Consider the following 21331-nt stretch of genomic DNA (forward strand, 5'->3'; position numbering starts at 1 on the left):
AATCGATTACTTTTTTTCTCAAGTCTAGGCTATAAGACATTTTTCTGTATGGGTTGCTCGTTTCTCTTGATTTTACCTTATTTTTCCCTCGTCTCACACTTATTTGAAATGACTATAAAAGTACATCATACCTATGACTGGTTTTGCCCACATAAAGATCATGTTTTTTTTGATATTTTGGCTCAGTTATTTTGGCAATACTATGATCTTCGTAGCTATACAAAAAACAGTTTTTAGTCTTGAAATTACCCCAAGCTTCCTCTCGAAAACCTTTGTGGGGGAAGTGTAGATGAAAATGCCTAAAAGGACTGGTACTAACATTGACACTATTCAGAAAACAATGGTCTTGTTCTTGCGCTCTAATCCAATTTAACACCGCATGATTACCACTACGTTTCAAACCGATAAAACGAATTTCTCTTTGATTGATGACTTTTTATGGTTCATCTCTTTGAGTTAGAGTACGCCAGAAATCCCAGGCATCATAGACTAAATTACGATTGACTTTTCTTAAGTTATTTAGTAAATCCTCGGCTGGTTTTGAACGCTCATTTATCTAACTCATTAGTTCAATCCTCGGCTAAATCATCAATTTAAAAACTATGCAAACAATCTTTCAGCGCATAGGCTACCTGTTGTTGTTCCTCGAAGCTTAAATCGGGGAACATAGGTAAAGATAACACTTTTTCACTGGCCAATTCAGCCACGGGTAAATCACCTTTTTTATAGCCCAAATACTGATAAACCGGCTGTAAATGCAGAGGAATCGGATAATAAACCATGGATAGGACATCTTTTTCCTGCAAAGCTGCCCGAATTTGGTCACGATTTTCCGTTAGGATTGTGTACTGATTCCAAACGTGCTTACCTCCGGCTAAAGCGGCGGGTAAAGTGATATTAGGCAAAGGTTGCAGTAATTCCCGATAACGTTGGGCAATCTCGATCCGTTGATTATTCCAAAAATCGAGGTATTTCAGCTTAATTTGCAAAATAACCGCTTGAATGGCATCTAAGCGGCTATTCACCCCAATTACCTCATGGAGATAACGCACCTTGCTGCCGTGTTCTTTAATCATGCGAATTTGTGCCGCTAACTCGGGGTTATTGGTGGTAATTGCGCCACCATCGCCACAACCGCCTAAATTTTTGGTGGGAAAGAAGCTAAAACAGCCAATATCGCCGATACTCCCCACTTTCTGCCCATGCCATTCTGCTCCCGTTGCTTGAGCGCAATCCTCAATCACCAATAAATTATGGGAACGAGCGAAATTTACCACCTCAGACATATTGACAGATTGCCCAAAAAGGTGTACTGGGATAATCGCTTTAGTCTGGGGAGTAAGCGCTTTTTCCAACAGTGCCACATCGAGGTTAAAAGTATTGATATCGATATCGACAAAAACCGGTGCTGCCCCGACTAAATTAATCGCTTCGGCGGTGGCAATAAACGAAAAAGTAGAAGTAATTACTTCATCCCCCGCTTGAATACCGAGGGCGCGTAGTGCCAGATAAAGGGCATCGGTTCCCGAATTACAGGCGACACAATCGCTAACACCGTGATAGAGGGCAAATTGTCGTTCTAATTCGCTCACAGCTTCGCCACCAATATAGCGCCCAGAACGGAGGATTTCTAAAACGGCATGGTTAGCTTCTTCGCTGATGACTTGGTATTGACGGGATAAATCGACGGGGGGAATTTTACTCACGCGGTTTCACTCAAATTAGAGACTAATCGGGATTTGTTGGGGAAAAAAAGGAATAATTAGTCAAAAATAATTATAAACTTGCTATTTATAGATGAAGTACCCTTGTAATTTGTTTCTTTTATTTTTATGGATGGATTAGTAGAACTAAATCTGGTGGATTTAGGTTGGGCTTTGGGGATGATGGGTATTTGTTTACTCCTCTCCCGTTGGTCAAATTTAGCTCTAGAGGGACAATTATTATTAGCGACCGGTCGATCGATCCTGCAATTATTAGTGGTAGGCTACGTTATCGCCGTTATTTTTTCCCTCGATAATCCTCTGGCAGTGCTGGGGATTTTGGCAGTAATGATGACTATTGCGACTATTGTTGCTAAAAATCGCATTGATAGCCGGGATAAAGCCCTATTACCGCTAGTTTTCGGCTCTTTATTGATTAGTAGCTGTCTAACTTTAGGTTATGCCATCGCTTTAATTATTCAACCAGAACAATGGTACTCACCCCAATACTTAATTCCCTTGACGGGGATGGTGTTAGGCAATGCCATGAATAGTGCCTCTTTAGCCGGGGAAAGATTAAGCAGTGGGATTAAAAGTCACCGTTTAGAAATCGAAACCCATCTTTGTTTGGGGGCAACCCCTCAACAGGCGATCGCAGGTTATCAAAAAGAAGCGATTCGAGCTAGTTTAATCCCCACCCTCAATCAGATGATGGTGGTGGGTTTAGTCAGTTTACCCGGAATGTTTACCGGACAGGTATTGGCAGGAAGTGAACCTTTAAACGCCGCTTCCTACCAGATACTGATCCTGTTTATGATTGCCCTAGCTAACCTAATCACCGCTCAATTGGTGACAGAGGGAATCTATCGGCGCTTTTTCAGTGAGAATTTATCACTTATCAGTTGAAAGGAATCGGGAGGTGGGTGTTAGGGTTTTGGGTGTTGAGTGTTGGGGTTTTGGGGTTTTGGGGTTTTAGTTGAATTTCCCCATCACCCCATTTCCCTATCTCCTGACGGCTAAAAATTAGGCCTTCCACTTGCTGGCGACGACTTCAGCGAGATCAACCACCCGTTGGGAGTAACCCCATTCGTTATCGTACCAAGCGATAACTTTCACCATATCGCCACCCATCACCATCGTTAGACTAGCATCGATGATCGAGGAGGCATCAACACCGCGATAATCAGAGGAAACGAGGGGTAAATCATTATATTCGAGAATTCCTTTCAAAGAATTTTCCGCAGCTTCTTTGAGGACTTCGTTTACCTGTTCCGCGATCGTGCTTTTTTCCACCTGTGCGACTAAATCCACCACAGAAACGTTAGGAGTGGGTACACGCAGGGCGATACCGTTAAGTTTCCCTTTCATTTCGGGGATAACTAAGGCTACAGCTTTAGCGGCACCGGTGGAGGTGGGAACGATGTTAACGGCAGCGGCGCGAGCGCGACGGAGATCCCGGTGACTAGCATCCAGAATGCGTTGATCACCAGTGTAACTGTGGGTGGTGGTCATCGTCCCTTTGATGATGCCGAAGTTTTCGTGAATCACTTTGACGACAGGAGCCAGACAGTTGGTGGTACAACTGGCATTGCTGATGACATTGTATTTATCGTGTTCGTATTCGTGAGCGTTGACACCGACGACATAGGTTCCCACACCCGAACCTTTACCCGGTGCGGTAATGAGGACTTTTTTAGCTCCTGCGACAATATGCTTAGAAGCGCCCTCTTCATCGACGAAAACACCAGTAGCTTCGATCACTAGATCTACACCCCATTCTGCCCAGGGCAGATTGAGGGGATTGCGATCGGAATAACATTTAATGGTTTTACCGTTAACAATTAAAGAATTATCATCGGCATCGATATTAGCGTTAAGTTTGCCTAACATCGAATCATATTTGAGCAGGTGAGCGTTACTCCGGGGATCGGATGTATCATTGATCCCCACTACCTCCAAGCCACTATTAGTCCGTCCTAACCAACATCTTAGGAAATTACGTCCAATCCGTCCGAAACCATTGATCGCTACTCTAATCACTGCTGCTTGCCCTCTACGTTTTAGTGCAATACATAAAAAAATAATTAATGTTCCCAATCATACCTTAAAGGTTGAACTTTGCGATCCCGATCGGAAATAATTTATTAGCTCACCATTCAGGAGACTCCGAGACTCCGAGACTCCGAGACTCCGAGACTCCGAGACTCCGAGATTATTTTTATTGATTCTCCCCACACCCCACACCCACACCCACACCCCACACCCCACACCCACACCCCAAAAAAAGGAATTGGGAGAAAAAATTTTAATTCTGCGTCAAGGATTTTGCAAGGCAACTGGGCAACATTTGGGAATTCTGCTCAAATGCCCCTATCATGAAGTTGACTTTACTACCGATCGAGTTTAAAACTTATATAATCGTGGCTCTGAGGAGTGAAAACAGTGAAAAAAGTTAATTTTAACGGCCAACCTTTCCATTTTATCGGTATTGGCGGTATTGGGATGTCAGCCCTCGCTTATATCTTAGCCGAGCGCAATTTACCTGTGTCTGGCTCGGATTTACGTCCTACCCATATCACCCAACGGCTACAGGGAGCGGGAGCGCACATTTTCCACCGTCAAGAGGCAAATAATTTAGCTTTATTTCATTCTCCGGTCCCTCAAAACAGTAGCCAAACAGTTCCGCAAGTAATCTGCTCCACGGCGATTAATGACCATAACAAGGAATATCAAGCGGCCAGAGACTTAGGATACCCAATTTTTCACCGTAGCGACGTTTTAGCGGCTTTAATCGCTGATTACGACAGTATCGCCGTCGCCGGCACCCACGGAAAAACCACCACTAGCAGCCTAATCGGTTACGTTTTGTTAGAAGCGGGATTAGACCCCACGATCATTGTCGGTGGTGAGGTGGACGCTTGGGAAGGTAACGCTCGTCTTGGTCAAGGGCGTTTTTTAGTGGCAGAGGCCGATGAGTCCGATGGTTCCCTAACCAAACACGCACCGAAAATCGGCGTAATCACTAATATTGAGCTAGATCACCCCGATCATTACCATAATTTAAGCGAAGTTATCGATACTTTCCATGAATTCGCCCATCAGTGCCAGATTTTAGTCGCTTGTTTAGATTGTGACACGATCGCCGAGCATTTCCGTCCGACGATTAGTTATAGTCTCGATCCCGAAAAAGGTGCGGATTACACCGTCAGCGAGATTATCTATGAACAGGGAATGATGAAAGCTTCCGTCTGGGAAAAGGGTAGTTATTTGGGACAAATGGAAGTGAAAATCCCCGGGCAACATAATATTAGTAATGCTTTGGCAGTGGTTGCCATCGGACGTTATCTCGGTTTAGAATTTGCCGTTATTGCCGATGCGATCGCTACTTTTGCCGGGGCAAAACGCCGTTTTGAACACAAGGGAGAGGCAAACGGCATTACTTTTATCGATGATTATGCCCACCATCCTAGCGAATTGTTAGCCACTTTAGCGGCGGCAAAATTGAAGGTAGAAGGCAAACAGTACCAACGTTCGATCGCCATTTTCCAACCCCATCGTTACAGTCGCACCACTGCCTTTTTGGAGGAATTCGGAGCCGCTTTTAGTTCCGCCGATGTGGTAGTCTTAACGGATATTTATAGTGCCGGGGAAGTGAATATCAATCACGTCACGGGGCAGCAAGTGGTCGAACAGGTGAGAAAACACCATAAAAATGCCTACTATCACCCCGAATTGAGTTCTTTAGGTCAATTCCTGCTAGAAATTCTCCAACCAGGGGATCTAGCTCTGTTCCTCGGCGCTGGCAATCTCAATCAAGTTATCCCCGAAATGCTCTCTCTTTACCGCGAACAATTAGCAGTTAGAGTATAGGAGCTAGGGAATGGGGAAATGGGGAGATAGGGAGATAGGGAAATTTCAGCTAAATTCCCCACTACCCCAAAACCCTAAAACCCCAACCCTCAACACCCAAAACCCAAAACCCTAAAACCCCAACCCCCAACCCCTAAAACCCTATGATTAAAACCTCTGTTTCTCTAGCTGAGTTCACTTCCTACCGGGTGGGGGGAAGAGCGCAATGGTATGCCGAACCAGTTAATCTAGAGGAATTAAGAGAATTGTTCGCTTGGGTGCGATCGCAAGATTTACCCTTGACTGTTTTGGGGGCTGGTTCAAATTTACTAATCAGCGATCGAGGTTTACCCGGACTTGTCCTCAATACTCGCCATCTGCGATCGAGTTGTTTTGATGCCGAAACTGCTACGATTACAGCAGCGGCGGGGGAACCCCTGCCAAAAATAGCTTGGAGAGCGGCAAAAAGGGGCTGGAAGGGCTTAGAATGGGCGGTGGGTATCCCCGGTACGGTGGGGGGTGCTGTGGTGATGAATGCGGGCGCACATACCTCCTGTGTGGCGGATCGATTAGTGCGGGCGCTGGTATTAAATCCCGATGGTCAGTTAGAAACTTTAAGCAAAGAAGATTTAAATTATAGTTATCGCAGTTCTTCTCTGCAAGGGGATCAACGTTTAGTTGTCGAAGCCACATTTCAGTTAGAAGCTACCGATAATTGTGAGGAAATAATGGCAATTACTACCCATAATTTACGCCATCGCAAAAATACCCAACCCTATGATCGTCCTAGTTGTGGTAGTGTTTTCCGCAATCCTAAACCGCAATTTGCCGGGGCTTTAATTGAGGAAATGGGATTAAAAGGTTATCAAATTGGTGGGGCGCAAGTATCAGAATTACACGCTAATTTTATCCTGAATATTGGTTCAGCAAAAGCCTCGGATATTCTGCGTTTAATTCGCCATGTGCAGGAACAAGTGTTCGATCGCTGGTCCCTCTGGTTAGAACCAGAGGTGAAAGTTTTAGGGGAATTTGACGGGATTTAACTATTTTTCTCGATAACGGTTGAACTCAGCCACGATGGGCTGGAGTGCGACGGCAAATATTTTTATAATCCTCTAGCATGGTGCGTTCCCCAAAAATCTATTGGTGGAGCAGTTGCATTAGGGAACGCACCCTACGGCTAACTATTTTTAATATATCTCGTGGGTGGTGCGTTACATTTAATTAACGCACCCTACGCGATCGCCGATCGCACTGATAGCCGTTTGACTTTGATATTGCCAATTGTCTGCTCTGCTTGCCATAGATCGTATTGCATTTGCTGATTGAGCCAACTTTCAGGAGATGTATCGAAAGCTTTCCCTAAGCGAATTGCCATTTCGGGGCTAATACCTGCCCTACCATTTAAGATGGCAGACAGGGTTTTTCGACTTACACCCAATGCTTCAGCAGCCTCAGTCACAGTCAGATTTAAAGGTTCGAGACAAAGTTCTTTAAGAACTTCACCAGGATGTGGTGGATTATGCATTTTCATCAGTGGTAGTCCTCAAGATCGACATCACAAGCATCAACACCGTCAAAGGTGAAAGTGATCCGCCAGTTTCCAGATACTCTCACCGTCCAGGTTCCTTTACGTTGCCCTGCCAGTTCATGAAGTACCAATCCGGGTAAGTTCATGTCTTGCGGTGAAGTTGCAGCACTGAGACGAGCCAGAATCAGCCGAATTCGTTGGGCATGATTTGCCTGAATGCCTCGGGTGGTTCCCGACTCAAAGAACCGCTCTAGTCCTCGATGCTTGAAACTGACTATCATCCATTAAGTGTAACCCATAACGTTACTGGTTACAACCCAACGATAAAAAAATAACGCCTACTATTTTTAATATATCTCGTGGGTGGTGCGTTACGACTACTGGACTATTGATTATACGGAAACTTTCCGTATATCACGCCCAAAAGCGTGTTATCCAGATTAGCCTACTGCTAGTGGAGCGGTAGGAGCCACATTAGGGAACGCACCCTACAAGATTGCGATCGCTATGTTTTTCTTTTCGCCAACTCAGCCATACATGATCAGCTACCACTCTGGGCAAAATGATCGAGCAATTCGCGGTGCAGAAAACGGTAACGCCCACCAACACGCAACAGCAAACGCCTCTCGACGCAGTAGTTGAGGAAGCGGGCAAAATTCCAGGGGATAGTGCCACTTTTCCAAAGAAAAAAACGCAAGCAAAGGTGCTGTATACAAGCCATTCCGCCATAAGGTAATCCATAGGCTATGCCCCCAACCAATAGTCCTAAAAACATGGATTTTTCTAAACTAAGTCCGTAGATAAGTAATTTAAACATAGGAGCAAACAATATACCTGAAATAACCCCCGATATTAGGGCATTTTTAATTGATTTCCAAATTCCTTGATTAGGAATAAATTTTTTTTCAACTTCTGTACTACTTAACCCCCAAAATATCCGATCTGTTAGATAGAATATCACAGCAAATGCACAAAAAAACAAAAACAATATTGCTAAAGTCAAAATCACAATTAAAATTAATGCGTATCCTTCCCAAACTGAAGCTGAAAGTATTGATAATATTACTATTACTAAGAAGATTATTAATACGATGATCCAGAAAAAGAAAAAAATGTCAAAATTATTATAATTAAAATTATTGTCTAAACACATAATTAATGTGAATTCATCAACTTTTCCTAACCAAGCTAATTTTTCAGACAATTTAATATTGCCCGTCCAACCATTTTTTAAGCCTATAACTATTCCGATAATTAGACCAAGAATTACTCCTATCCAAGCTCCACCATATATTCCAATGATTGTAGGCAAAAGCAATTCCCCTATTTTACTTTGTCTGCTACCTTCAACAATAATTTCAGCAAAAAGTGAACTAACGCTCAATAATCCGCCAAATAAACCTCCTAGAAATCCTATACTGAGGCAGCCACGCAAGCCATAGCTCACTGCCAACAAAGCTGTAATTGTCAGTAAATTAATAAATCTGAATATGAAAAAATTAATACCTGGATTTAGCCACGAAAATTGTATTTTTTCAATCAGTAAATCCACCGTATTGTTAGCCTGTAATTGCCGTGCTATCCAGCTTAGACTGCTGATAGTTTCCTGTAGCTTGGGTTCCGTTTCTACCGTTTTATAAGCCCATTCACGCTTTTCTATTACTTTATGGCGATCCTGGGATCGTCTATCAAAAGATAACTGACGTTCAATATACTTCTCTAATAGGTATTTTTTGCTGCTAATAGGTTCATTTATATCGTACACATCGGCGGTCAACCTAACGAATAGAGGCACTCGCAATAAGCCAGGATCGCCCTCTGGAGTCGTTTCTAGAAGGGCTTGTAACGCAGGATTCGTCTGCATGGCTGACCACAATTCCGAGCGGTGGATACTGTGAAGATAAGCCTCAATTTGCCCATCAGATAAAGGCTGGAGACACACCGCACCTCTGAGGTTATGAAGCTTGATATTTACTGTTTCAAATTCCTTTACCCGACAGCAAACCACCATTTGGGAATATTTCTTCGCAAACTCATTCAGCTTGTCAGTGCATTTTTTCTGTCTTTCTAACCCTAATTCATCTAAACCATCCAACAGAGGCAATAATATCTGTCTCTCTAACCATTTTTCATAGATTTTGCTTTTTCGGTTGCCCCCATGCAAATCATACAATTGTTCAATCAGCCAATTGTGAATGCTTTGCTTATCATCGCGCCAAGTAGAAAGTTCAAACAAAACTGGAATCACAGTTTTCGGCTGCGCTAACGCACCACAAACCAACTGTTCAGCTAAACTCAACAACGCCGTCGTTTTCCCCGATCCCGGCGCACCTAAAATCAGCAGTTTCCCGCCAATATCATCCCTCCCAAAAGTTTCAATTAGCATTTTATTGGGATCGAGAATGCCGCAATCTTCCCCATCAATTTGCAACCTGCGATCTGCTTCCAAGGGCGATCGATTTACCCAGGATGGCTGTTCTGCGATTGCCACATCCATAAAAATGCGATCGCGCCCCAAAGTATCAGTCAAACGCTGGCGAATTTCCGGCAACTGTTTCTTTTCTAGTAACAGCTTGCCCCAATCCCAATCTACTTGGCTTGACTCTGAGATGCCAAACAAGCGCAGAAAAGTATTTTCAATGATGACTTGGTTATCATGGCTATTGAGAAAGCTGACAGCATCCCGTCCAGCTTGTACCTGCTGAACCGAACTATTGGTGATCCTACTATGGTCAATATTCTGATCCTGGGAAGCCATTACTCGTACCTCATAAAACGTTCTATAGCCCGATAAATTTCGCCGCTACACCCAGCCAAGGTGCGATCGCATTAAAAACCTCCTGTCCAGTTTGCCACAGGCTTTTTCCCGCCTCTGTGGTTTCTTTTACCGTTTTCAGCGTCTCATTGACCTGTTTTAGATTTTGTCCAACTAAATCCTTGCTCCCCTCTTCCTTTGCTGCTTCGCGCTTGGCAGGGCGCAGATAATCGAGGAGTTCATCTTTCTGTTCTTGAGTCAGGGCTGAGGCTTTCACTGCTGTTTCCAAATTCTCCAACTGCTTAACCACCTCTGTATTGGTGATTTCCTGTTGGGTTTTCAGATTTCCTGATTGAATTTGCTGGAGATCGCGCCCCGCTTGAGCTTGTTGAACGACACCGCTATTGACGGTTACACCGCTCATACTTTGCGATTGGCTCGGTTGTTTCGGTTGTTTCTTGCCAAACATAATATTTTTTACCAAGAAGATTTATTCCTATATTAATCTGTGAAGTCATACTAAATCCCTTGAGTAACGCACAGAAAACGGGTTTCTCCAAGAAACCCGTTTTCTACTCATGCAAAAGCAATTTTGTAGGGTGCGTTAGGCGGTGATAAGCTTGGAATGAAAAAACAAAATTAGTAATCCGCCGTAACGCACCAGTTAAGTATTATCTACTCATGCAAAAGCAATTTTGTAGGGTGCGTTAGGCGGTGATAAGCTTGGAATGAAAAAACAAAATTAGTAATCCGCCGTAACGCACCAGTTAAGTATTATCAAAGTTCTCATCAACCAGAAGCTTAATCATGCTTGCCGCGCTGCTTTACGCGCAAGAAAGCGATCTCGCAATCCCTGGGGGTCAAATCTCCCTTGATTGATTACCGGAATCTCCTGTGCTTGCTGTTGTCGCTGTTGCAAGTAGGATTCTACTTCCGATTGGTGCTTGAGGTAAAAAGCGATCGTGGCGTAAACGTCAGCTAGGTTTAGTGATGGGTAACGATTAACGATTTCCGCTGCCGTCGCACCCTGATGAAATAAGGTCATAAGCATTTTCGTCGCCGTGGCTAAGATTTTATTGTCTAGTACAGGCCCGCTATTATGGCACGATCGATTTAACTTGACTAGGAATGGATAAAGGCAAATAATCAATTAATCGATCGAGATCAAGACTCAATGTCTGATAACTTGTTATTGGTGGGGTAGGGAATCACCTAAGTCACCCTGTTGAATTATTGATTGTCATTAAAAATGTTTAAGCGATCGCTTTTCTTGCCCCTGTTAATTTTATCCCTTAGTTGTACGCTGCTTTTTAGTGCTTGTCGTCAACAAACAGCTAATAATCCCCCAGCAACGACCAATAATAATTCAGAAACTTTAAAACTTTTATATTGGCAAGCACCGACGATTTTAAATCCCCATCTCTCCACGGGATTCAAAGACTCAGAAGCGAGTCGCATTACCTTAGAACCTTTGGCTAGTTTCGATGAAAAAGGGGAATTAGTTCCTTTTTTAGCGGCAGAAATTCCTACTATTGAAAATGGGGGAGTTGCCCGGGATGGTAAATCGGTGACATGGAAGCTAAAAAAAGATATTAAATGGTCAGATGGTACTCCTTTTACTGCCAAAGATGTCATCGCTACCTATAATTTTATTACCAATCCGAAAACCGGTTCTACTAGCGCTGGCAATTATGAAATAGTTAAAACTGTGGAAGCGATCGATCCCCATACAGTTAAAATAACTTTTAAGCAAGTTAATCCCGCGTGGTCATTAGTTTTTGTGGGGACAGAAGGGATGATTTTACCAGCACATCTCTATGAAAAGTATAGCAATGAAACGGCACGCCAGGCCCCTGCTAATTTATTACCGGTGGGAACTGGCCCCTATAAAGTGGTAGAATTTAAACCGGGAGATACGGCAGTTTATGAACCAAATTCTTTCTTTCGAGAAGCGGATAAATTAGGTTTTCAAAGAATAGAATTAAAAGGAGGAGGTGATGCCACTTCTGCGGCACGAGCGGTTTTACAGACACAGGAGGCGGATTATGCCTATAATTTGCAAGTAGAGGCTAAGGTTTTAAGTGATTTAGAAAAAGCGGGTCGGGGTCAGTTAATATCTAGTTTCGGTTCTTTGATTGAACGAGTTTTATTTAATCTGAGTGATCCTAATCAAGTTACTCCTGAAGGTGAGAGGTCTAGTATTAAGTTTCCCCATCCTTTTTTAAGTGATGTGAAAGTAAGAGAAGCTTTATCTTTAGCCGTTGATAGAGATACTATTGCCACGCAACTTTATGGTATTACTGGGAAAACAACTCCTAATTTTATTGTGATGCCATCGGAATATAATTCTCCCAATACTAGCTATGAATTTAATCTAGAAAAGGCTAAGAAATTACTAGATGATGCGGGATGGAAAGATAGTAATGGTGATGGTACTAGGGATAAAAATGGGGTAGAAATGAAAGTAGTTTTTCAAACTACTGTCAATCCTCTCCGTCAGAAAACCCAAGAAATTATCAAACAAAGTTTACAAGCGATCGGGGTAGGAGTAGAATTAAAAACTGTTGATGCCAGTATTTTCTTTTCTAGCGATCCTGCTAACGATGACACGGTAGAAAAGTTTTATGCTGACCTACAAATGTACACTACCGGTAATAATAGTCCCGATCCGAAAGCCTATTTTAAAACCTTTACCTGTAGCGAAATTCCCCAAAAAGCTGATGGTTGGGCCGGGGATAATTATGCTCGTTATTGTAATCCTGAATACGATAAATTATGGCAAGCTTTTACTCAAGAATTAAACCCAGAAAAACGGCGAGAAATAGTGATTAAAATGAATGATATGTTAATTAATGATTTTGTGATTATTCCCCTAGTTCATCGTGCCGATGTGGTGGCAATTAGCAATAGTTTGTCGGGGTTTAAATTAACTCCCTGGGATAGAAATACTTGGAACATCAAAGACTGGAAGCGTAGTAAATAAATGCTCAAATATTTTCTGATAAGATTATTATTTTCGATTCCCACTCTTTTAGCTATTAGTATGGTGGTTTTTGGCATTTTGGCCCTAGCGCCGGGGGATCCGATGGGGGAATTTGCAGCTAATCCCGCTATCACCGAAGCGGTGCGAGAAAATATTCGCAAAAGTCTCGGATTAGATCAACCGCTTCCCGTGCGTTATGTCAAGTGGTTGTTAGCATTTCTTCAAGGAGATATGGGCTATTCTTTCACCAGTCGCAGCCCGGTTTTTACCCTCATTTGGCAGCGTTTACCCACAACTCTCTGGATTGTCGGTATTGCCTATATTTTCGGGGTTTTAATTGCTTTTCCTTTAGGCGTAATTTCAGCAGTCAAGCGCTATTCTTGGTTAGACAAAATCATCTCTACTTTTTCCCTGCTGGGCTTTTCTTTACCCACCTTTGTAACGGGATTATTATTAATAATTATCTTTAGTGTGCAGTTAAACTGGCTACCATCTTTTTATAACAGTACCCTAAAAATCAGTGATTTTAATAGTTTGATCGAGCAGGTTAAACAGTCAATTATGCCCGTAACCGTATTAAGCTTATATCAAGGGGCGATGTTGATGCGTTTCGTGCGTTCTTCCGTAACCGAAGAAATTCACCAAGAGTACGTTAAAACTGCCTTAGCCAAGGGACTAACTAATTTTTCTGTCCTCACTAAGCATATAGTTCGCAATGCTTTAATTCCCGTTGTCACCCTGATTGCTCTCGATATTCCCTCAATTTTTACCGGTGCTTTAGTCACAGAACAAGTGTTTCGTGTGCCGGGTATCGGTGCTTTATTAATTGATTCTATTTCCCGCAGTGATACCCCCGTAGTGATGGCGATTACCTTTATCTATGGGATTTTAATTGTTATCTTTAACTTAATTGCCGATTTAACCTATAGTTGGCTCGATCCGCGAGTCAGATATTAACTATGAACATCACAAAATCCTTACACACGGCGATTTTAGTCACCGATCTAGAAAAAGCCGTTAACTTTTACGAAAATGTTCTAGGATTGACTAGAATCGATCGCCCTTTTCCCTACGATGGGGTTTGGTATCAAGTGGGAGATTATCAAATTCATTTAATTGTCGATACCAATTACCAAAACTACCGTCCCAATCCCGAAAAATGGGGACGCAATCCTCATATTGCCTTCGCTATTGATGACGTGGCAGCCGTGGGTAACTATCTAGAAAGTCAAGGTTATACAATTCAAATGAGTGCCTCAGGCAGAAAGGCATTATTTGTCAGTGATCCCGATGGTAATATCCTAGAAATGAGCCAAATTTAGCCTTAATTAGCTAGACACAATTAATTACACATATCTAACTACCCCTTGCCTCTTGCCTTTTGCCTTTTGCCTATCCTAACCAAGAAGTTAATTTTGTTCTATTGCTTAAAAATTCTCGAATATGTTAGACCAATTACAGACTCAACTCTATCACCTTGAACAATACGCCGATCGCTTAGTGACTTCCCAACTAACTCACCTTAGTTTTGTCAGTATTGCCGTGATTTTTCTAGCCGGTTTACTCACCAGTCTTACCCCCTGTATGCTGTCGATGTTGCCGATTACCGTCGCTTATATCGGGGGTTACGAAAATCAAGGTCGTTTAGCGGCTTTTTGGCAGTCCACATGGTTTTCCCTGGGATTAGCTACCACCTTAGCGGGATTGGGACTAATTGCCGCTACTTTAGGAAAAGTCTATGGACAGGTGGGGATCGGTTTACCAATTATCGTCAGTGCGATCGCTATTTTGATGGGGTTAAACCTCTTGGAATTATTACCCCTGCGCTTCCCCTCCCTTGGCGCTACCGATTGGATTACCGGCGATTTTCCTCCGATTTTGCGGTCCTATCTTCTCGGTTTAACATTTGGTTTAATCGCCTCTCCTTGTAGTACACCTGTTCTGGCAACTCTATTGGCATGGGTGGCAAATACGGGGGATTTAAGCTTAGGAGGGGGATTATTGTTATCCTACACTGCTGGCTATGTTTTACCCTTAATTATCGTCGGTTCTTTTACTGCCTCACTGAAAAGCTTTCTTTCCCTACGTCAATGGTCCGGGTGGATTAATCCTGTCAGTGGGGTTTTATTAATCGGTTTTGGAGTTTTTTCTTTATTATCCCGTCTGCTGTGATGGTGGAGAGTTATGATAGATAATTGGCTAGAATTGCAAAACTTTTAACTATGACTATATCGGAAACTTCCTCAAATTTAAAGAATACACCGCCTCAATGGGGACGTAAATTTATCCAGACTATTGCCGATCTGCGATTAGCAATTATCCTCTTACTTTTAATCGCTATTTTTAGCATTTCTGGAACGGTAATTGAACAGGGACAATCTCTATCTTTCTACCAAGCTAATTATCCTGAAAAACCCGCTTTATTTGGCTTTCTGACTTGGAAAGTTTTATTACTAATGGGATTAAATCATGTTTATAGTACCTGGTGGTATCTATCATTATTAATTCTCTTCGGTTCCAGTTTAACCGCTTGCACCTTCCGACGACAATTTCCCGCTTTAAAAGCGGCCAGAAAATGGCAATTTTATCAACAATCTCGCCAATTTCAAAAACTAGCTTTAAGTGCTGAATTAGAAACCGGTTCCCTAGAATCCCTCACCCCCTTGTTAGAAAAAAAAGGCTACAAAGTTTTTCTAGAAAATAACAGTCTTTATGCTCGTAAAGGTCTGATTGGTAAAATCGGTCCGATTATCGTTCATGCAGCCATGTTAATTATTTTAGCAGGAGCGATCTGGGGAGCGTTAACGGGGTTTTTCGCTCAAGAAATGGTAGCTAGTGGCGATAGTTTTCAGGTGAAAAATATTATTGAAGCTGGACCCTTATCTAAAAATTCTCTCCCTAAGGATTGGGGGATTAAAGTTAATCGTTTTTGGATTGATTATAGTCCTAAAGGTGATATAGAACAATTTTATTCTGATCTGTCGGTGATCGATAATCAAGGACAGCAGATCGATCGCAAAACTATTCAAGTTAACCAACCTTTGCACCATAAAGGGGTGACTTTTTATCAAACCAGTTGGGGAATTGCTGGGGTAAAAGTACAGGTGAATAATAGTCCGATCCTACAGCTACCGATGGCTAGTTTAGACACCAAAGGTAATGGACAAATCTGGGGAACTTGGATTCCGACTAAAACCGATCTTAGTGAGGGAGTTTCTCTTTTAACCAGAGATCTACAAGGTACGGTAATTGTCTATGATGCTAAGGGAGATTTAACCTCTGCTGTACGAGAAGGAATGACGATTCCTATCAATGGAGTTAATCTAAAAATAGTCGAATTAGTGGGAAGTACAGGTTTACAAATTAAGGCAGATCCGGGAGTCCCGATCGTCTATTTAGGTTTTGGTTTATTGATGATGGGAGTGGTAATGAGTTACTTTTCCCATTCCCAAATTTGGGCTTTACAATCGGGTGATCGCTTTTATATTGGTGGTAAAACTAATCGCGCTCAAGTCAGTTTTGAACGGGAAATAATTGATACCATCGAAAGGCTAAAGTTAAAGTAGAATTGACGTTAATCTGGTGTCGTTTCCCGATCAGTAGGTAGGTGTTAAAAATTTTCTGATCCCCCCACCTATCGGCACCCCCCTTATCAAGGGGGGCAGGGGGGATCAGAGGCAAAATCTATCTTATATTTAATTAGAATCACTTACTTAAAAAGTTCTGTTTATCTATCTTTTGCCTTTTGCCTACCCTAACCAAGAACTTAATTTTGTTCAATCACTTATATGCCAGAATTGCCAGAAGTAGAAACGGTACGTCGCGGGTTAAATCAAGTTACCCAGGGCAAAAAAATTATCGGTGGGGAAGTATTATTACAGCGTACCCTAGCCTATCCTAATTGCGAGGCAACTTTTCTGCAAGGAATTGCTCAGACCACGATTACTAATTGGCAGCGCCGGGGCAAATATCTCCTCGCCAATTTAGATAATGGTAGCAGTATCGGGGTTCATCTGCGTATGACCGGACAATTGCTCTGGGTAAAAGATACCACTCCCCTGCCGATTCATACGCGCTTACGCTTCTTTTTTGCCAATCAGCAAGAATTGCGCTTCGTCGATACCCGCACTTTCGGGAAAATTTGGTGGATTGCCGCCGATAAAACCCCAGAAAGCGTGATTACTGGTCTGAAAAAACTGGGACTAGAACCCTTTGATCGCAATTTTACCGCCGATTACCTCTATAGTCACTGTCAAAAAAGTCGTCGTCCGATTAAAACTTTTCTCCTCGATCAAAATGTAGTCGCAGGAATTGGCAATATCTACGCAGATGAAGTTCTTTTTAAAAGTGGCATCCATCCCCAAACTGCCGCTAATCTCTTGAAAATTGAGCAAATAGACTTATTGACAAAAAACATTATTTCTGTATTGGAAACGGCGATCACTGAAGGCGGAACCAGTTTTAGCGATTTTCTCCACGTTACGGGAGTTAATGGCAATTATGGGGCGATGGCCTGGGTTTACGGTCGTAATGGCGAAAATTGTCGCCTTTGCGGTGCAACTATTGCCAGAATTAAATTAAGTGGGCGCTCGGCTCATTTTTGTCCCCAGTGTCAAGTCTCAAGGGGAGAAGGGAGAAAAAGCTGATCACTGATTAGGGGCTGTGGCTTCAATTTTGTTATTTTCGTCGGCTAGGGTCTGAATCTCCTGTCTGTAAGCAAAAGGAGCGCGACTGAGAGCATCTTGAAAGAGGGGTTGAGCCTCTTGATTTTTGCCCTGTTCTTTCAGTACGATCGCCGCCGCCAAAATCGGTCGGAAATCGTTAACATCCATCTGTTGAGCTTGTTTATAGGCGTTTAAAGCTTCCGGATAATTTTGCTGCTCGAAATAGATTTTGCCTAAAAGTAACTGAACGGAAACGATATCGATTAAACTAGCAGGATTATTGGGATCGGCAGCAGCTTTTAAAGCGCGATCAAGCGTATCTTTGACCAGACTAATCGCCTCGATCGGGCGGTTTTGGCTAAGAAATAAATTAGTTAATCCAGTTAAGGCCCGCAGCTCTTGGGGATGGGAGGCTAAAAGAGCGCGATAACTGGCTGTGGCTCCTGGATAGTCCTCTATTTGCTGTTTCGCTTCCGCCAAAAGTAGTAGATAATCGGATTGTTGGGGGTTAAGTTGCGCTAATTTTTCTAAAGGTTCGATCGCTTGCCTTAAATCGCCCTGCTGTAAGCGAGTATCTAATAATCCCCGCAAAGCCGTCTGATTATCGGGTTCGCGCTCTAAAACCATCTGATAACCCAGTGCTTGACTGGCTAATTCCTCTTGTTTGACTGCGGACAGATGACTCTGGCCCGAGTGCCGCTCACTCTGGAGAATAGAAGTCAATAGCGGCATCATCGAGAAAGACAGCAAGGCAAATAACATCAGCACGAGACCGATGGACAGCCAACGACGGTGAGAGAGAGAAGCTTTCATAGACTGGGGTGCGAGGGGACAGACAAGAAAATGTTATGGAAATCTGGAGATTTGATGAGGGGATCGATCGAATTGGCCGCTCTTTATTAAGTACAATGGGCAAACGGTCAAGACTCAAAAGGGTTTTGACTGGGTTGACAGTCAAAAGATCATGGTTCTTAATATATTAGATGCCAGTAGAGTCGCCCTAGAGGGTTATTGTAACCCCCCAGATCGCGCTTTTGACTTGCTTGATTACTAATTTACTATGTGTCTCCGCCGCTAGGAGTGTGATATGAATCGTCCTGGGAATCGGTTTACCGAATCACCGAAAACCCCCCCGACCCCTGAAGTGGAAATTCAGGAAGTCCCCCTTGAATCCCCCCATACCGAGGCTGATTTAGCCGTAGAGTCAGCCACCCCCGAAGAAGTCAAACGTCAACAACCGATCCCCCCTCCCAGTCATCTGCGGCAGTATCGGGCGATCGGTCTCGTCTATGGCCATTATCAGCGATCGGAGGAACAATTAACTAAAGGCAATATTTTAACTGCCGATGGTACTCTGATCGATTCTGTGATTCTCGGTCGGGTGATCAGTTTGGTTAAAAATCATCTCGATCTGGAAAAACCCCATCTTTGGGTGGTTTATCCGCGCACCCGTCAGGAAAATGATGCCCTTCATGTTCAGATTGTCGGTGTTTGGGAACCAGAAACCCTGAAAAAGGAGGATGATCAGGAGATAGAGCCTCTCCTCGCTTCTACCCCGGGTTATTTCTCGATTCGAGGCGAAGTCATCTTTACCGAACGGGAAAATCAAGCGGTAGTGGTCAAAATCCGACAAATGCCCAAAACTGAAGCGGACAAACCCAAGTTTTTTAAACTAAAATTGCGCGGCACTTTACCTGGTAAACCGATCAGTCGTTTTTGGGATTTTCAGGTACAACTTAAAGGAGATGCCTTAACCATTTTGGAAGGTTTAGACCTCGGTTTTGCCAGCAAGAAAAAACCGATGGGTAAGGGAGGTTTTAAAAAGCCTTTTGATAAAAATCGTCATCTTTCGGGGGAAGAAGAAAAACGACCTTTTACCCCCGGACAATCCCCTATCCCTCGGCCTTCCCGACCAAAACCCGTATCGGAAAACTAATTTTTTTCTAAGGATGGGTGAGAAACCCATCCCTAGTCTAGGACTTGGTTTTGGGAGCTATTTGATACTTAGTATTGGGAATATAAGCGCGAATGTTATAACTATAATCTGTTCCCAAAATCTCGGCGATAAAAACCGCTAACTGAGTGCCTAAAATCGCTTCATCGGCAGAACTAAAAGATTTATAATCTTCTATTAACCATTCTTGACCACCATTCACTAAAGTACATCTAAATGTACCAAGAGATTCGGCGATTTCTGTATGTTCTGTATAGTTTCTCGTTCTTACTTCCCCCCTACTATCTGCCCTCAAACATAATTGATTAAGTTCTGCATAAAATTTGGCAGGAATTTTGTCTAAATCACCCCCTTTAGTCACCCAATGCACAAAAAGATGAAAAGACCAAGGAAGATTGAGGTAGAGTAGATAAAATAAACCCAGAATAATTGTTAAATATAAGGAGGAAGTCAGGAATTTATCATATTTCCTTTTTCGGGATCGATTTAAACGTTTAGCTAAATCTAACTTTGATCTTTTCATAAATTTTAATGAGTCAAAAGTAATTCGTAAAAAGTAAGATGTATAAAAAAATCCGGCGTTTTGCTCCGATTATCCTGTCTTTGAGTTTATTTATTCTAGCGGTCTGGGCAATTAGTCAAGAATTTAAACACTACACTTTTGCCCAACTCTTGGCTAGTTTGGATCATATTACCACAAGGGCTAAGCTAGAAGCTATTTTTTGGATGGCTTTGGGTTATTTGTCGATGACGGGTTATGATCGCCTAGGTTTTTATTATATCAATCATCCCTTAGCTTTAGGTACTATTATCCGCACTGCTTTTATCAGTTATGCTTTTGGTAATACCATTGGTTTGACCTTATTTTCTGGGACAGCAATCCGTTATCGTTTCTATACTCCTGCGGGGGTGGGGGTGGTGGATATTGCCAAAGTTATTACTTTTACCCATTTAAGCTTTTGGTTAGGAATGTTAGGGATTGGTGGTTTAAGTTTCCTCCTCGATCCCCAACGGATTCCTCAACTTTTAAAATTACCTTTTTTAACTACTAAACCTTTAGGAATAATTTTTTTATTGCTGGTTACGGGATATTTTTTCTTGACTATCACCTATAAAAAACCAATAAGAATCGGCCAAGAAAATATCTATTTACCCTCTTGGACTCTTTCCCTAGCTTTGATTTTGGTGACTTTTATCGATTGGATATTAGCCGCTAGAGTTCTCTATCTTCTTCTGCCGGGCAGCTACAATACTTCGTTTTTAGGATTTTTCGGTCTCTATGTATTTGCCATGACGGCAGGGGTATTAAGCAATGTGCCGGGGGGAATAGGGGTTTTTGAGTTTATCGTGCTGAGATTACGCCCCGAATATGTATCTAATGCCGAGCTTTTAGGCTCTTTAATCGCCTATCGAGCTATTTATTATTTCCTGCCTTTAATTGTCGCTTTTGTCTGGTTATTGGGTTACGAAGCTCGCAGAAAATAGGGACCGCCAATTAGCTTAAACGGACAAAAAAGTCCCCATGCCGTCATAGCTGGGGAGCATCAATCTAGTAGGCTAAAGTTTCTAAAGTTTCCCGTAGATAGGAACAAATGCGAGCATCAGCATCGTCTCTATTTTTACCTGATTCTAGTTGTTCTTGCTGCCAACGCCGAAAACCGGAACTAGCGGCGATGGCTTGTTTTAAATGCTCCCAAGTGTGATGATCTTTGTGAAGTGGGGTGTCAGAAAATGTGGTAGAGTTGCCCATCTTTACCTCTGGTGGTAGGGTTGCACCTTTTAACATAACTTAAAAATGGCTGGAAATTCTGATAACTGGGACACAATTAGCCAGAAAAAGGTGTTGCCTAGCGGGAAAGCTGCGGGGATGCCAACACCTTTTTTGAGGAAAT

The 21331-nt window shown here is 42.7% G+C and carries 21 protein-coding genes; 11 read left to right on the top strand and 10 right to left on the bottom strand.

Features of this window, described 5'->3' with window-relative positions; all coding sequences use genetic code 11:
• Positions 1 to 593: 593 nt before the first annotated feature.
• Positions 594 to 1706, bottom strand: coding sequence for a DegT/DnrJ/EryC1/StrS family aminotransferase (locus EWV68_RS13270; protein WP_287170050.1), 1113 nt, complete (start codon positions 1704 to 1706; stop codon positions 594 to 596).
• 126 nt (positions 1707 to 1832) lie between these two features.
• Here EWV68_RS13270 and EWV68_RS13275 point away from each other — a divergent pair, with 126 nt between their 5' ends.
• On the top strand, positions 1833 to 2609 hold the full coding sequence (locus tag EWV68_RS13275; protein ID WP_287170051.1) for an ABC transporter permease: 777 nt from the start codon (positions 1833 to 1835) through the stop codon (positions 2607 to 2609).
• Between the two features lie 117 nt (positions 2610 to 2726).
• Here EWV68_RS13275 and EWV68_RS13280 read toward each other — a convergent pair whose 3' ends face one another.
• A complete protein-coding gene (locus tag EWV68_RS13280) occupies positions 2727 to 3743 on the bottom strand; it encodes a type I glyceraldehyde-3-phosphate dehydrogenase (RefSeq protein ID WP_002799040.1) in 1017 nt (338 codons plus the stop codon).
• Positions 3744 to 4145: 402 nt separating this feature from the next.
• On the opposite strand from EWV68_RS13280, the gene murC reads away from it, so the two are divergent.
• The gene (murC, locus tag EWV68_RS13285; RefSeq protein ID WP_287170053.1) at positions 4146 to 5573 is read left to right on the top strand and encodes a UDP-N-acetylmuramate--L-alanine ligase; all 1428 of its coding nucleotides are present in this window, start codon (positions 4146 to 4148) and stop codon (positions 5571 to 5573) included.
• Between the two features lie 143 nt (positions 5574 to 5716).
• Positions 5717 to 6595 (top strand): UDP-N-acetylmuramate dehydrogenase, encoded by an 879-nt coding sequence (gene murB, locus EWV68_RS13290; RefSeq protein ID WP_287170055.1) that lies wholly within the window; start codon positions 5717 to 5719, stop codon positions 6593 to 6595.
• Between the two features lie 191 nt (positions 6596 to 6786).
• Here the strand turns inward: murB and EWV68_RS13295 are convergent, their stop codons facing one another.
• The 5 genes from EWV68_RS13295 to EWV68_RS13315 all read right to left on the bottom strand — a co-directional run bounded on the left by EWV68_RS13295 (position 6787) and on the right by EWV68_RS13315 (position 10883).
• Entirely contained in the window at positions 6787 to 7080 is a 294-nt protein-coding gene (locus EWV68_RS13295) for a HigA family addiction module antitoxin (protein WP_253852090.1), read from the bottom strand.
• Between the two features lie 5 nt (positions 7081 to 7085).
• Positions 7086 to 7364 carry a type II toxin-antitoxin system RelE/ParE family toxin gene (locus tag EWV68_RS13300; RefSeq protein ID WP_287170056.1) on the bottom strand — a complete coding sequence of 93 codons (279 nt, stop codon included), beginning with the start codon at positions 7362 to 7364 and terminating at the stop codon, positions 7086 to 7088.
• 260 nt (positions 7365 to 7624) lie between these two features.
• Positions 7625 to 9841: an NACHT domain-containing protein gene (locus EWV68_RS13305; RefSeq protein WP_287170058.1), complete on the bottom strand. Its 2217-nt coding sequence runs from the start codon at positions 9839 to 9841 to the stop codon at positions 7625 to 7627.
• A gap of 22 nt (positions 9842 to 9863) precedes the next feature.
• Positions 9864 to 10307, bottom strand: coding sequence for a hypothetical protein (locus EWV68_RS13310; protein ID WP_287170059.1), 444 nt, complete (start codon positions 10305 to 10307; stop codon positions 9864 to 9866).
• 336 nt (positions 10308 to 10643) lie between these two features.
• Complete coding sequence (locus EWV68_RS13315) at positions 10644 to 10883, bottom strand: DUF433 domain-containing protein (RefSeq protein ID WP_271948277.1); 240 nt, start codon at positions 10881 to 10883, stop codon at positions 10644 to 10646.
• A 204-nt stretch (positions 10884 to 11087) separates the two neighbouring features.
• On the opposite strand from EWV68_RS13315, the gene EWV68_RS13320 reads away from it, so the two are divergent.
• From EWV68_RS13320 to EWV68_RS13345, 6 genes are all read left to right on the top strand, one after another.
• The gene (locus tag EWV68_RS13320) at positions 11088 to 12821 is read left to right on the top strand and encodes a peptide ABC transporter substrate-binding protein (protein WP_287170061.1); all 1734 of its coding nucleotides are present in this window, start codon (positions 11088 to 11090) and stop codon (positions 12819 to 12821) included.
• Positions 12822 to 13778, top strand: a complete 957-nt coding sequence (locus EWV68_RS13325; RefSeq protein WP_061430216.1) for an ABC transporter permease — start codon at positions 12822 to 12824, stop codon at positions 13776 to 13778.
• 2 nt (positions 13779 to 13780) lie between these two features.
• Positions 13781 to 14143, top strand: a complete 363-nt coding sequence (locus EWV68_RS13330; protein ID WP_061430215.1) for a VOC family protein — start codon at positions 13781 to 13783, stop codon at positions 14141 to 14143.
• A 121-nt stretch (positions 14144 to 14264) separates the two neighbouring features.
• Positions 14265 to 14993, top strand: a complete 729-nt coding sequence (locus EWV68_RS13335) for a cytochrome c biogenesis protein CcdA (protein WP_002736734.1) — start codon at positions 14265 to 14267, stop codon at positions 14991 to 14993.
• Between the two features lie 50 nt (positions 14994 to 15043).
• Positions 15044 to 16387 (top strand): cytochrome c biogenesis protein, encoded by a 1344-nt coding sequence (locus EWV68_RS13340; RefSeq protein WP_287170063.1) that lies wholly within the window; start codon positions 15044 to 15046, stop codon positions 16385 to 16387.
• Between the two features lie 222 nt (positions 16388 to 16609).
• Positions 16610 to 17467: a DNA-formamidopyrimidine glycosylase gene (locus EWV68_RS13345; protein ID WP_287170065.1), complete on the top strand. Its 858-nt coding sequence runs from the start codon at positions 16610 to 16612 to the stop codon at positions 17465 to 17467.
• Here the strand turns inward: EWV68_RS13345 and EWV68_RS13350 are convergent, their stop codons facing one another.
• Entirely contained in the window at positions 17468 to 18298 is an 831-nt protein-coding gene (locus EWV68_RS13350; RefSeq protein ID WP_287170067.1) for a tetratricopeptide repeat protein, read from the bottom strand.
• Between the two features lie 274 nt (positions 18299 to 18572).
• On the opposite strand from EWV68_RS13350, the gene patR reads away from it, so the two are divergent.
• Positions 18573 to 19421, top strand: coding sequence for a heterocyst master regulator PatR (gene patR / locus EWV68_RS13355; protein WP_287170069.1), 849 nt, complete (start codon positions 18573 to 18575; stop codon positions 19419 to 19421).
• Positions 19422 to 19458: 37 nt separating this feature from the next.
• On the opposite strand, the gene EWV68_RS13360 is transcribed toward patR, so the two are convergent.
• Positions 19459 to 19962 carry a hypothetical protein gene (locus tag EWV68_RS13360; RefSeq protein ID WP_287170071.1) on the bottom strand — a complete coding sequence of 168 codons (504 nt, stop codon included), beginning with the start codon at positions 19960 to 19962 and terminating at the stop codon, positions 19459 to 19461.
• A gap of 38 nt (positions 19963 to 20000) precedes the next feature.
• On the opposite strand from EWV68_RS13360, the gene EWV68_RS13365 reads away from it, so the two are divergent.
• A complete protein-coding gene (locus EWV68_RS13365) occupies positions 20001 to 20924 on the top strand; it encodes a lysylphosphatidylglycerol synthase domain-containing protein (RefSeq protein ID WP_287170073.1) in 924 nt (307 codons plus the stop codon).
• Between the two features lie 64 nt (positions 20925 to 20988).
• Here EWV68_RS13365 and EWV68_RS13370 read toward each other — a convergent pair whose 3' ends face one another.
• Positions 20989 to 21225: a hypothetical protein gene (locus EWV68_RS13370; RefSeq protein ID WP_002738997.1), complete on the bottom strand. Its 237-nt coding sequence runs from the start codon at positions 21223 to 21225 to the stop codon at positions 20989 to 20991.
• Positions 21226 to 21331 lie beyond the last annotated feature (106 nt).

Origin of the sequence: Microcystis sp. M_QC_C_20170808_M9Col (assembly GCF_007095495.1) — a bacterium.
GTDB lineage: Bacteria > Cyanobacteriota > Cyanobacteriia > Cyanobacteriales > Microcystaceae > Microcystis > Microcystis aeruginosa.